The following is a 12499-nucleotide window of genomic DNA, read 5'->3' as shown; positions in this document are numbered from 1 at the left end:
CGGCCTAAGCGCTTATATAGCAAGCGCCAATAGCTATCATTTTTAATGAATCTAGGGCGCCAGCAGCGGAACATCGGCAGCAGCACGCGGCTTGCCGATGGGTGCCGAGGCCTGGCCTTTTTGCACGGCCGCAATGTCGGCCTCGCTCGGATATTCCCCCGTCAACCAGTAGTCGAACACCCTGCGCGCAATGGGCGCGGCGTGCGCAGCGCCAAAGCCGGCGTTTTCGACAATAAGCGCCAGCGCAATCGTTGGGGCTTCGGCGGGCGCGAACGCCGTGAACAGGGAGTGGTCGCGCTGGTGTTCCTCCAGCGCCCGGGCGTTGTAGCGCACGTTCTGCCCCAGGCTCACCGCCTGGGCGGTGCCGGTCTTGCCCCCTGAGGTGTAGGGGGCCCCCGCAAACACGCGCGTGCCTGTGCCACCCTTGTTCACGGCCACCATCGCATTGCGCACGATGTCCACGTTTTTGGGCAGATAGCCGAGGTTTTCGCCCGGCGGCTGAACAATCTCGGTCACCGCCCCCGTGACCGCATTTTTCACCGCCTTGCCCATGTGCGGGCGATAGCGGATTCCACCGTTGGCCATGGTGGCCTGGGCCAACGCCAACTGCAGCATGGTGAAGTTGTTATAGCCCTGACCGATGCCCAGCGACACGGTTTCGCCCGGGAACCAGCGCTTCATGTCCGGGCGCTTGTAGGCGTTGCGCTTCCACGCGGTGCTTGGCAACGTACCGCGCACCTCGCCATTGAGGTCAATGCCGGTCGGCTGGCCAAAGCTCAGCGGTTTCATGAAATCGTGAATGGCATCGACGCCCATGTCCACGGCCAGCGAGTAAAAGTAGGTGTTGCTCGAAAACTGGATGGCCCGGTGCATGTCCACGCCGCCCAGCCCCCCTTCGTGGCTGCGAAAGGTGTGGCCGCCAAAAGTGTAGAAACCCGGGTCGTTCATCACCAGGGTGGGCGAGCGCTTATTCAACTGCAGCGCCGCCAGCGCCATGAAGGGCTTGTAGGTGGAGCCAGGCGGGTAGGTGCCGCGCAAGGCGCGGTTGAGCAGCGGCTTGTCGATGGACTCGTTGAGCGCGGCCCAGTTTTCCGAATCGATGCCCTCGACAAACAGGTTGGGGTCGAACGTGGGCTTGCTGACCAGCGCCAGGATTTCGCCGTTGCGCGGGTCGATGGCCACCAGTGCGCCGCGGCGGGATCCATACAACTCTTCAATGAGCTTTTGCAGTTTGATGTCGATCGACAGCATCACGCTGTCGCCGGGCGTGGCCGCGCGGCTGGACAGCTTGCGCACGGCCCGGCCGCCTGCCGATGTCTCCATCTGCTCCACGCCCGTGGTGCCGTGCAATGCCGCTTCGTAACTCTGCTCAATGCCCAGTTTGCCGATGTACTCGGTGCCGCGGTAGTTGGCCTCGTCGTCGGAGTCCTGTATCCGGGCCTTCTCCGCCTGGTTGATGCGCCCGATGTAGCCGATGGCGTGGCTTGCGACTTCCCCCAGGGGATAGTTACGAAAGAGCCGTGCCTTGACGTCCACACCGGGGAAGCGGTAGCGCTGCGCCGTAAAGCGCGCCACCTCCTCGTCCGTCAGGCGGGTGCGGATGGGCAGCGATTCGAAATTGCGCGACTCTTCCATCAACCGCTTGAAGCGGCGGCGGTCCCGGGTCTGTATCTCCACCACCTTCGACAAGCCATCAATGGTTTCATCCAGCACTCCTGCCCGCGATGGCGTGATTTCGAGCGTGTAGGCCGCATAGTTGGTTGCCAGCACCACGCCGTTGCGGTCCAGGATGAGACCGCGGTTGGGAACGATGGGAACGATCGCCGTGCGGTTGCTCTCGGCCTGCGCCGCGAGGTCTTCGTGCCGCACTACCTGCAAAAAGAGCAGGCGTGCCACGATCAGGCAGAACGCCAGAAAAACCACTGCGCCAATCACCAACACGCGCGTGCGAAAACGCGATGCCTCGGCCTCGACGTTGCGCAGTTCCGTCATGGCATCCAACCTTCGGCCGCGTGCGCACTGCGCGCGCAAGCCGTGGCGCGCAGCGCGTCAGAATGGAATAAGGCGCACGCCGTCATGCTCAAAGAAGACCTCACAGGGGCCTCACAGGGGCCGGTTCTCATCGCGATCAGGCGGACGACGCTGCGGCGCCAGCAGCACCCAGCTGGCCAAGGGCCAGAGCAAGGCCTCCAACACAGGCGCGAGCAAGCCCCAGAGACCAGGAAAGATTCCGCCACCCACCATGCGCAGCAACAGCTCCACCGCATGGGCCAGCAAAAACAAGAGGAACACCTGCAGCGCCTGGGATGGAACACTGAACCACAGCAGACGGCGATGCATTGCCATCGCGCCAAATGACAGCACCGTATAGACCAGGGCATGCTGACCCAGCCAGGACGACTGGTGGACATCCATGCACAGGCCCAGCACGAAGGCGACTCCCATGCCGACGCGCTGGGGCTGGTGCACCACCCAAAATGTCAGCAGCAGCATCAGGATATCGGGAGCCCAGGCCACGCGGCCCAGCGGCAAAAAGTTGATCGCCAGGCCCACCAGCAGGCTGGCGACAATGAAAACGGGATTGACTGGCAGCAGCAATGGCTGCCCGCGCGGCATGATCATGGCGCGATCCTTTCTGGCGCGACATACCCGCACCCCGTCACTTGCGCGCCCCCTTCTTGCCAGGAAGCGCCGCGTCGGGTTCGGGACGCTCTGGCATGGGCTCTGCCGCCGGCTTGAGCAGCATCACGTGGCGGGCCCCTTGGACCCCGGCGACGGGGGCGCAATAAATACGGGCAAAGGCCGAATCGGCCCGCCGCTCCACACGCACCACCTTGGCGACAGGCAAACCCGGTGGATACAGCCCATCGACACCGCTGGTGGTGAGCAGATCCCCCTCAAGGATGTCGGCGTTCGCCGGCATGAAGCGCAGTTCCATGCCCCCGGCATGGCCCGCCACCGGGTCTCCGTAGGCGACGCCCCGAACACCGGTGCGAATGTTCAGTACCGGGATGGCTTGGTCGCGGTCAATCAGCAAGGTGACCTCGCTCACGAACGGATGCACGCGCGTGACCTGCCCCAGCACCCCCTTCTCGTCGAGCACTGGCGCACCCAGCTCCACCCCTGCCGTTCGGCCCCGGTCCACCACAACCCGCCGGGTGTAAGGATCCGCAGTGTCATAGAGCACCTGTGCCGCCTGGGCGGGGGTTTCCAACCGGGTTCGAAGGTCCAGCAACTGACGCAACCGCGCGTTTTCCTGCATCAGCTGCTCCGCCTGGATCGAGCGCTGTGACATCAGGGTCATTTGCTTGCGTGCCGCATCGGCGTCTTCCTGGGCCTTGCGCAGCGACTGGAAGTAACCACTTCCCTGCGCGATGAATTCGACCGGCTGGAGCATCAGCCATTGCACCGGGTAAATAACAGCAGCCACCGCCTGGCGCAACGCGCCCGTGAGCTGAAAGCGCGCGTCCGCCACCATCAAAAACAGCGCCAATGCGCTGTAGAGGGCCAGCTTGGAAAGGGCCGAGGGCCCTTGCTTGAAAAATGGCGGCGCACTGCGCTCAAGCGTTCCGAGCGACATGGCAGATCATTGTTGTAAGGCGGTGCTGCAGGCCCCCCGAGCCACGGATGCGTGCCCACAAGGCCTTGATGCGAACGCAGTCAGTCATGCAATGGAGAACAGCGTACAACCTGTGCGGGCACAGGCGTTCTGTTTTACTCGCTGGTAAAAATGCTGCCCAGGCGGTCCATGCGCTCCAGCGCAATGCCGCAGCCTCGCACCACGCAAGTCAACGGGTCCTCGGCCACCAGCACGGGCAGGCCGGTTTCCTCGGCCAGCAGGCGGTCGAGGTCGCGCAGCAACGCGCCGCCACCGGTGAGCATCATGCCGCGGTCGGAAATATCGGCGCCCAGTTCGGGTGGCGTCTGCTCCAGCGCGTTCTTCACGGCCGAGACGATCTGGTTGAGCGGTTCGGTCAGCGCTTCGAGCACTTCATTGGAAGAAATAGTGAAGCTGCGTGGCACACCCTCGCTGAGGTTGCGGCCCTTGACTTCCATCTCGCGCACTTCGGAGCCTGGGAAGGCGGAGCCGATGTTCTTCTTGATGGCTTCGGCCGTGGGCTCACCGATCAGCATGCCGTAGTTGCGGCGGATGTAGCTGATGATGGCTTCGTCAAACTTGTCGCCACCCACACGCACACTGCCCTTGTAAACCATGCCGCCCAGCGAGATCACGCCCACTTCGGTGGTACCACCACCAATGTCTACGACCATGGAGCCCGAGGCTTCCGAGACAGGCAGGCCTGCGCCAATACCTGCGGCCATGGGCTCTTCGATCAGGTAAACCGCCGTGGCGCCCGCAGCTTCGGCCGCGTCCTTGATGGCGCGGCGCTCGACCTGGGTGGAACCGCATGGCACGCAGATGATGATGCGTGGGCTGGGGGTGAACAGCGTGCGCGGGTGCACCATCTTGATGAACTGCTTGATCATCTGCTCGGTGATCACGAAGTCGGCAATCACGCCGTCTTTCATGGGCCGGATGGCTTCGATGTTGCCGGGCACCTTGCCCAGCATGGCCTTGGCCTCACGGCCCACGGCCTGAATCACTTTCTTGCCGTGGGGGCCACCTTCGTGGCGAATGGCAACAACGGAAGGCTCATCCAGCACAATGCCTTTGTCGCGGGCGAAGATAAGGGTGTTGGCGGTGCCAAGATCAATGGCGAGGTCGGTGGAAAAATACCGGCGGAAAGCTCCGAACATTCAAAAATCCTCTCAGGCACGGCATGCACGTCGGCCTGCCATCGCCGGGTGTCTCAGGGAGTGGGTGGGGGGGGGGGTCAAATTTCGCTTTTTTCGCACAATGACCGGCAGTTAAGAGGGTATTGCGGCAAAGCCGGGATAATACCCCATCCCCTGTGAATAACTCTCTTCGGTTTGACCCGCGTATCACAGGTTTACATCTGGTTTCCCACGACTTTCCCCTTATGGCACTGACACCCCAGGACATTGGCCGCATTGCCAACTTGGCACGGCTCGAGCTGACACCTTCCGAAAGTGAGCGCATGCTCACACAGCTCAATGGCTTTTTTGACATCGTGGAAAAGATGCGTGCTGTGGACACCTCGGGCCTCACACCCTTGGCACACCCCGTGGCCGCCATCCAGGACGTGGCCCTGCGCTTGCGCGAGGACGTGGCCAGCGAGCCAAACCAGCGCGAAGCCAACCAGAAGAGCGCACCCGCTGTCGAGCGCGGCCTGTTCCTTGTTCCCAAAGTGATCGAGTGAGGCCCCCATGAGCACATCCACCACCCAAGCCCTGCACGACCTGGGCGTTGCCGAACTGGCTGCAGCCCTGCGCAATAAGCAATTTTCTGCCGTCGAAGCCGCCCAACATTTACTTGCCCGCGCCAAGACGCATCAGAACCTGGGCGCCTACGTCTCCCTGAACGAAGACGCCACCCTGGCCCAGGCCCAGGAGGCAGACGCGCGCATTGCCGCTGGCACCGCGGGCCCGCTGCAAGGCGTGCCCATTGCCCACAAGGACATCTTCGTCACGCGCGATTTCCCCAGCACGGCGGGCTCCAAGATGCTGGCGGGCTACCAGTCACCGTTTGACGCCACCGTAGTGCGCAAGCTGGCCGAGGCCGGTGCCGTCACGCTGGGCAAGCTCAACTGCGACGAGTTCGCCATGGGTTCGGCCAACGAGAACTCGGCCGTGGCGCCCGTGGGCTTTGACGCCCCGGCCCCCGTGCGCAACCCCTGGGACACCTCGCGCATTCCCGGTGGCTCGTCGGGCGGCAGCGCCGTGGCCGTGGCCGCGCGCCTGACGCCTGCCACCACCGGCACCGACACCGGCGGCTCCATCCGCCAGCCCGCCTCGTTCTGCGGCATCACCGGCATCAAGCCCACCTACGGCCGCGCCAGCCGCTACGGCATGATCGCCTTCGCTTCCAGCCTCGACCAGGCCGGCCCCATGGCCCGCAGCGCCGAGGATTGCGCGCTGCTGCTGTCGGCCATGTGCGGCCCCGACCCGGACCGCGACTCGACCTCGCTCGACGTACCGGCCGAAAACTTCAGCGCGAAGCTCAACGACAGCATTGAAGGCCTGCGCATCGGCATCCCCGCCGAGTTCTTTGGCGAAGGCCTCGCACCCGACGTGCGCGCCGCCGTGGATAGTGCCCTGAACGAATACGAAAAGCTCGGCGCCAAGCTCGTGCCCATCAGCCTGCCACGCACCGAGCTGTCCATCCCGGTCTACTACATCATTGCGCCGGCCGAAGCCTCGTCGAACCTCTCCCGCTTTGACGGCGTGAAGTTCGGCCACCGCGCCAAGGACTACACCGATCTGGTGGACATGTACAAGAAGACCCGCGCCGAAGGTTTTGGCGACGAGGTCAAACGCCGCATCATGATCGGCACCTATGTGCTGAGCCATGGGTACTACGACGCCTACTACCTGCAGGCGCAAAAAATCCGCCGCATGATCGCCGACGACTTCCAGAACGCCTTCAAGGACTGCGACCTGATCGCCGGCCCCGTGGCACCCACGGTGGCCTGGAAGCTGGGCGAGCACGGCAACGACCCGCTGGCCGACTACCTGGCCGACATCTTCACGCTGCCCGCATCGCTGGCCGGCCTGCCCGGCATGAGCGTGCCCGCCGGCTTTGGCGCGAGCGGTATGCCGGTGGGGCTGCAGCTGATCGGCAACTACTTCGCCGAAGCCCGCCTTCTGAACGCTGCGCACCGCCTGCAGCAAGCCACCGATTTCCACCTCCGCCAACCCGGAGGTCTGTGACATGACGACCAGCAAATTGATCCACGGCTATGAAGTCGTCATCGGCTTCGAAACCCACACCCAGCTCGCCACGCAGAGCAAGATTTTCAGCCGCGCCCCCACGGCCTTCGGTGCGGAGCCCAACACCCAGGCCTGCGCGGTGGATCTGGCCCTGCCCGGCACGCTACCCGTGATGAATCGCGAAGCCGTGGCCTGCGCTATCAAATTGGGACTGGCCCTCGGCTCCCACATTGCGCCCGTGAGCATTTTTGCGCGCAAGAATTACTTCTACCCTGACCTGCCCAAGGGCTACCAGATCAGCCAGTTCGAGATCCCGGTGGTGCAAGGCGGCGAGGTCGAGTTCTTTCTGGGCGACGAAAAAAAGACTGTGCGCCTGGTGCGCGCCCACCTGGAGGAAGACGCGGGCAAATCGCTGCACGAAGACTCAGCACTCGGAGGTGGGGGCCAAAGCGGCATCGACCTGAACCGCGCCGGCACGCCGCTGCTGGAGATCGTGACCGAGCCCGACATGCGTTCGTCCGAAGAGGCGGTGGCTTATGCCAAGGAGCTGCACAAGATCGTCACCTGGATCGGCATCTGCGACGGCAACATGCAAGAGGGCAGCTTCCGCTGCGACGCCAACGTGTCGGTGCGCAAGCCCGGCCAGCCGCTGGGCACGCGCCGCGAGATCAAGAACCTGAACAGCTTCAAGTTCATGCAGCAGGCCATCGACTACGAGATCCGCTGGCAGATCGAGCAGATCGAGGACGGCCACGCCATCCAGCAGGCCACCGTGCTGTTCGACCCCGACACCGGCGAAACCCGCGCCATGCGCACCAAGGAAGACGCTGCCGACTACCGCTACTTCCCCGATCCAGACCTGCCACCGCTACACATTTCAGAGCATTGGGTGCAAGAGCAGCGTGCGCTGATGGCCGAATTGCCTCGCACCATGGCCACGCGTTTCGTGGCGGACTATGGCCTGCCCGAATACGACGCCACCACGCTCACACAGAGCAAGGCCATGGCCGCCTACTTCGAGGCCGCAGCCAAGGCCTGCGGCCAGCCCAAGCTGGCCAGCAACTGGATCATGGGCGAGGTGTCGCGCCGCCTGAACGCTGGCGAGATCGACATCGAGCAAGCTCCGGTAACTTCAACTCAACTGGCAGCACTGATCGCGCGCATCGCCGACGGCACGATTTCCAACAACGCCGCCCGGCAGGTGTTTGAGGCCCTGTGGGCCGGCGAATCAAAGGATGTGGACGCCATCATCGAGTCCAAAGGCCTCAAGCAGATGAACGACACCGGCGCGCTGGAGAAGATCATCGACGAGGTGATCGCCGCCAACGCCGACAACGTGGCCCAGTTCCGTGCGGGCAAGGACAAGGCGTTCAATGCACTCGTGGGCCAGATCATGAAGGCCAGCAAAGGCAAGGCCAATCCGCAGCAGGTCAACGATTTGCTGCGCGCACGGCTGGCCGCTTGAGACTCGGCGCCAGCAACGCCTGCCGGTGCCCTTCAGCGCGCCGCGGCAGGCGGCAACCCGTCAGATGTTGCCAGGGCGGGCGTCAGCTGCACAGCCCACAACCTGCGCAGTTGCGCCAGCTCTGCGTCGAAACGCTGGTGGATGCGGCGTTTTTCCAGCTCCTGGTTGCCGACGAAGCGGCGCTGCTCCTGCATGTCTTCATCGTTTTCAGCGATTTTGCGGCGCAGCGCCATGGGCGCCTTGGTGGGGTCCTTCTGGTAGAACTCCATTTCCGTGTCCAGAGCCTTGCGCTGCAGCTGCAGTTCCACCATGCGTTTCTCGGCGATGGCGGTGATGTCATCGAGTAACTGGATGGCCGCGGCGCGCTCTACGTCGTGGGCTGCCTTGTCGGGGTAGCGCGCGGTAAGAACGCGCTCGCGGCGCCGTTCTTCCTGCAGGCGCGCGCGCTCCTCCGCTTCCTTGCGGCGCTGCGCATCCAGGGCTGCCCGCTCCTGCTCGGTGAGCGACGGGCCAATCTGGCGGCGCATGGTGCCCGTGGGGCCCAGTTCACGCTGTTCGCGGTCCAGGCATTCGACAATGGGTCGGTCTGCTGTCAGCCGGCGCCCCTGGCGATCGACACAGGTGTAGATGCTGCCGGCGCCAGGCTGCTGCGCCCATGCGCCTTGCCCCAGCAAGCTGGCCAGCAGCAGCCCCACGCCCATGATCCACGTCCATTTGCTCAACTGAATGGCCCTTCGTTGACTCCGTACCGCTGGCGATAGGCCAGCACCCGTTCGTGGTGTGCGGCCATTTCAACCCCACCTTTTTGGGAGAGATACAGCAATAAGTCTGCCAGCGTGGCAATAGCGCACACCTGCATGCCCAGCTGCTGGCGCACATACTGCACGGCGCTGTGCTCGACGTCCTGGCCATTCTCGGTGGCCTTTTCCTGGCGGTCCAGCGCAATGGCCACGGCATGCGGCACAGCGCCGGCCGCGCGGATGATGGCGATGGACTCACGCGCGGCAGTGCCCGCCGACATCACATCATCAACGATCAGCACCCGCCCCTGGAGCGGCGCCCCCACCAGCGTGCCGCCTTCGCCATGGTCCTTGGCCTCCTTGCGGTTGTAAGCGAAGGGCACGTTGCGGCCCTGGCGCGCCAGTTCTACGGCCACCGTGGCAGCCAGTGGAATGCCCTTGTAGGCCGGGCCAAACACCATGTCGAATTCGATCCCGCTGGCCAGCAGGGCTTTTGCATAGAATTCTGCGAGGCGGCCCAGCTTGTCTCCGTCGTCGAACAGGCCGGCGTTGAAGAAGTAGGGACTCAGGCGCCCCGCCTTGGTCTTGAACTCCCCGAAACGCAGCACACCCGCCTCGACGGCAAAACGTACAAAATCCTGCGCCAGACGGCCCTGCTCGGGGGTGCGCGCGCCAACATTCACCATGGGAATTCCTTGTTCAAGTTAACCAGCCTCAATCTCAACGGCATCCGATCGGCCACCAGCAAGGGCGTGGAGCGCTGGATCGAAGCCACGCGGCCGGATTGTATTTGCGTGCAGGAAGTGAAGGCCCAGGCGGCCGATGTCGCCACGCGGTTCGAGCAGCTTGCCGGCATGCACGGGCATTTTCACTTCGCCCAGAAAAAGGGCTATTCCGGCGTGGGCATCTACACGCGCCACGAGCCCAGCGACGTCATCACCGGCTACGGCTCGCCCGAGTTCGATGCCGAGGGCCGCACCATCGAACTGCGTTTTGACACACCCGCGCGCAAGCTGTCCATCATCAGCGCCTATTTTCCCAGCGGCTCGTCGGGCGAAGAACGCCAGTTGGCCAAATACCGCTTCCTCGACACCTTCCACCCGCACCTCATGGCCACCAAGGGAGAGCGGGAGTTCATCCTGTGCGGCGACATCAACATTGCGCACCAGCAGATCGACCTGAAGAACTGGCGCAGCAACCAGAAAAACAGCGGCTTCCTGCCCGAGGAACGCGCCTGGATGACAAAGTTGTTACACACAACTGACCCCGACGGCGGGCTGGTGGACGTTTACCGTCAGTTACAACCCACCGCCACCGACACCGCCTACACCTGGTGGAGCAACCGCGGCCAGGCTTATGCCAACAACGTGGGGTGGCGCCTGGACTACCACCTGGCCACACCCGCGCTGGCGGCCCTGGCGCGCACCGAGCACATCTACAAGGACGAGAAGTTCTCGGACCACGCGCCCATCACCGTGGATTACGACTTCACGCTCTGACCATCGTCTTTACCGCCCTTCCATGCAAATCGCTACCACGCCAGAAACGCTTGTCCCCGCACCGCCCCAGTGCCTCACCCCATCGGACATGGACACTCTCTGGAAACTGGTCACCACCCCCCATCCGGTGGTGGGAAAGGCGCACCACCTTGGCGAAGCCCTTTTGCAGGCCGGTGTCATCAGCGAACACACGCTGCAAGAAGGCCTTCAGGCCCAAAAAGCCGAGCAGGGAATAGGCGTCCGGCGCCAGGTAGGCCAGATTCTGGTGGACCGCGGCGACGTGACGCAAGACCAGCTCAAGCATGTCATTGACAGCTGGCTGGGCGAATACATGGTGAACCCCGACCACCTGACGCCCGATGCTGCCTCGCTGGCGCTGGTACCCCGCGCGGTGGCCGAGCGCGAATCCGTGCTGCCCCTGCTGGCCCGCGAGGACGCGCTGGTGCTGCTCATGGCAGACCCCTGCGACCGCGTGCTGCTCGACGAGCTGCGCTTTCTGACGCAACGGCGGCTGATTCCGCTACAGGCCGCCCCCGGCACCCTGGGGCCTGCCATCGCCAAGGCCTACAGCGTGCACCCACAGCCCCAGGCGGGCTCGCCAACCGCGGCCGGGGCGCATCCCGGCCCCGCCACCACCTCGCGCGCCACGTCGCAAGAACTGGCCGTCAACCTCACCACGACGGCGCCCGACAGTGAGGCCGAGCAGGCCGACGTGATCAGCGAGTCCGACAACACGCTGGTGCGCCTGATCAATTCGGTGATTGACGAGGCCATCAACCACCGCGCCTCCGACATCCACATTGAAACCGAGCCCGCCCCGCAGAACGTGCGCGTGCGCCTGCGCATCGACGGGGAACTGACGCCCTACCTTGAGCTGCCAGCGCGCTTTCGGTTCGCCATGGTGGCCCGCATCAAGATCATGGCCAGCATGGACATCTCCGAGCACCGCAAGCCGCAGGACGGGAAGATCGACTTCTCGCGCTTCGGCGGCCCGCCCGTCGAGCTGCGCGTGGTCACCGTGCCCACCTCGCGCGGTCTCGAAGACGTGGTGCTGCGCCTGCTGGCCGGCGCCAAGCCCCTGCCGCTGGAAGCCATTGGCCTGAGCCCGGCCAACCTGGTGGCCATACGCGGTGTGATGAAAAAGAGCTACGGCCTGGTGCTCGTGGTCGGCCCCACGGGGTGCGGCAAGACGACTTCGCTGCACTCGGTCATCCGCGACATCAACACCGCTGGCCGCAAGATCTGGACAGCCGAAGACCCCATCGAAATCACCCAGAGCGGCCTGCGCCAGGTGCAGGTGAACGCCCGCATCGGCTGGACCTTTGCCGCCGCCATGCGCACCTTTTTGCGGGCCGACCCGGACGTCATCATGATCGGTGAAATGCGCGACGAGGAAACCGCGCGCATCGCCATCGAGGCCTCGCTGACCGGGCACCTGGTGCTGTCCACACTGCACACCAATTCGGCGCCCGAGAGCATTGCGCGGTTGCTCGAAATCGGGTTGGACCCGTTCAACTTCTCGGACTCGCTGCTGGCCATCCTCGCCCAGCGCCTGGTGCGGCGCCTGTGCACCGCCTGCCGCGAGCCCCGGTTGGCCGACGAGGAAACCCTGAACGATCTGGCCTCGCAATACCTTGCCAGCGGCACCAGCAACACGCCCGAGGCGCGCTCGGCGCAGGTGGCACGCTGGCGCAAACAGCATGGCGACGCCACGGGTGCCATGCAGCTGTGGCGCGCGGTAGGTTGCAAGGAGTGCGAGAACCACGGTTACCGCGGACGGCTGGGCATCCATGAGCTGATGATCAGCGACGACTCCATCCGCCAGCACATCCGGCACCGGGCCCCCGCCTCGGACATCCGGCACTCGGCACTGGCGGCCGGCATGCTCACCCTGCGGCAGGACGGTATCGAAAAAGTGCTGCAGGGCCTGACCGACATGCCCGAAGTGATTGGAGCGACCAATCTGTGAAAATTTTCACAAAATCCGCCGCCAACGCTTATCT

The 12499-nt window shown here is 64.2% G+C and carries 11 protein-coding genes; 5 read left to right on the top strand and 6 right to left on the bottom strand.

The annotated features are described in order from the left end of the window. Positions 1 to 51: 51 nt before the first annotated feature. The 4 genes from mrdA to J8G26_RS02235 all read right to left on the bottom strand — a co-directional run bounded on the left by mrdA (position 52) and on the right by J8G26_RS02235 (position 4758). The gene (gene mrdA / locus J8G26_RS02250) at positions 52 to 1992 is read right to left on the bottom strand and encodes a penicillin-binding protein 2 (protein ID WP_210567761.1); all 1941 of its coding nucleotides are present in this window, start codon (positions 1990 to 1992) and stop codon (positions 52 to 54) included. A 111-nt stretch (positions 1993 to 2103) separates the two neighbouring features. Beyond that, positions 2104 to 2622 (bottom strand): rod shape-determining protein MreD, encoded by a 519-nt coding sequence (gene mreD / locus J8G26_RS02245; protein WP_210567760.1) that lies wholly within the window; start codon positions 2620 to 2622, stop codon positions 2104 to 2106. A 37-nt stretch (positions 2623 to 2659) separates the two neighbouring features. After that, positions 2660 to 3580 (bottom strand): rod shape-determining protein MreC, encoded by a 921-nt coding sequence (gene mreC / locus J8G26_RS02240; RefSeq protein ID WP_087743048.1) that lies wholly within the window; start codon positions 3578 to 3580, stop codon positions 2660 to 2662. Between the two features lie 134 nt (positions 3581 to 3714). Beyond that, a complete protein-coding gene (locus J8G26_RS02235) occupies positions 3715 to 4758 on the bottom strand; it encodes a rod shape-determining protein (protein ID WP_210567759.1) in 1044 nt (347 codons plus the stop codon). 224 nt (positions 4759 to 4982) lie between these two features. Here J8G26_RS02235 and gatC point away from each other — a divergent pair, with 224 nt between their 5' ends. Genes gatC through gatB form a run of 3 tightly spaced genes read left to right on the top strand, consistent with a single transcriptional unit; the run spans position 4983 to position 8257 of the window. Continuing rightward, positions 4983 to 5282, top strand: a complete 300-nt coding sequence (gene gatC / locus J8G26_RS02230; protein WP_086911033.1) for an Asp-tRNA(Asn)/Glu-tRNA(Gln) amidotransferase subunit GatC — start codon at positions 4983 to 4985, stop codon at positions 5280 to 5282. Positions 5283 to 5289: 7 nt separating this feature from the next. After that, positions 5290 to 6792 (top strand): Asp-tRNA(Asn)/Glu-tRNA(Gln) amidotransferase subunit GatA, encoded by a 1503-nt coding sequence (gatA, locus tag J8G26_RS02225; RefSeq protein ID WP_210567758.1) that lies wholly within the window; start codon positions 5290 to 5292, stop codon positions 6790 to 6792. A 1-nt stretch (position 6793) separates the two neighbouring features. Continuing rightward, positions 6794 to 8257 carry an Asp-tRNA(Asn)/Glu-tRNA(Gln) amidotransferase subunit GatB gene (gatB, locus tag J8G26_RS02220; protein ID WP_210567757.1) on the top strand — a complete coding sequence of 488 codons (1464 nt, stop codon included), beginning with the start codon at positions 6794 to 6796 and terminating at the stop codon, positions 8255 to 8257. A gap of 32 nt (positions 8258 to 8289) precedes the next feature. Here gatB and J8G26_RS02215 read toward each other — a convergent pair whose 3' ends face one another. Together J8G26_RS02215 and pyrE are read right to left on the bottom strand one after the other, a co-directional pair. After that, positions 8290 to 8958: a DUF4124 domain-containing protein gene (locus tag J8G26_RS02215; protein ID WP_210567808.1), complete on the bottom strand. Its 669-nt coding sequence runs from the start codon at positions 8956 to 8958 to the stop codon at positions 8290 to 8292. A 17-nt stretch (positions 8959 to 8975) separates the two neighbouring features. Beyond that, a complete protein-coding gene (gene pyrE, locus J8G26_RS02210; RefSeq protein ID WP_210567756.1) occupies positions 8976 to 9683 on the bottom strand; it encodes an orotate phosphoribosyltransferase in 708 nt (235 codons plus the stop codon). Positions 9684 to 9692: 9 nt separating this feature from the next. Here pyrE and J8G26_RS02205 point away from each other — a divergent pair, with 9 nt between their 5' ends. After that, positions 9693 to 10496, top strand: a complete 804-nt coding sequence (locus J8G26_RS02205; protein WP_210567755.1) for an exodeoxyribonuclease III — start codon at positions 9693 to 9695, stop codon at positions 10494 to 10496. Between the two features lie 88 nt (positions 10497 to 10584). Next, positions 10585 to 12465, top strand: a complete 1881-nt coding sequence (locus J8G26_RS02200) for a GspE/PulE family protein (RefSeq protein ID WP_210567754.1) — start codon at positions 10585 to 10587, stop codon at positions 12463 to 12465. Positions 12466 to 12499: the final 34 nt, after the last annotated feature.

Origin of the sequence: Acidovorax sp. JG5 (genome assembly GCF_017939685.1) — a bacterium.
Taxonomy (GTDB): domain Bacteria; phylum Pseudomonadota; class Gammaproteobacteria; order Burkholderiales; family Burkholderiaceae_C; genus Acidovorax.
Note: the sequence above shows the minus strand (reverse complement) of the source record. Positions and strands in the feature narration are given on the sequence as shown.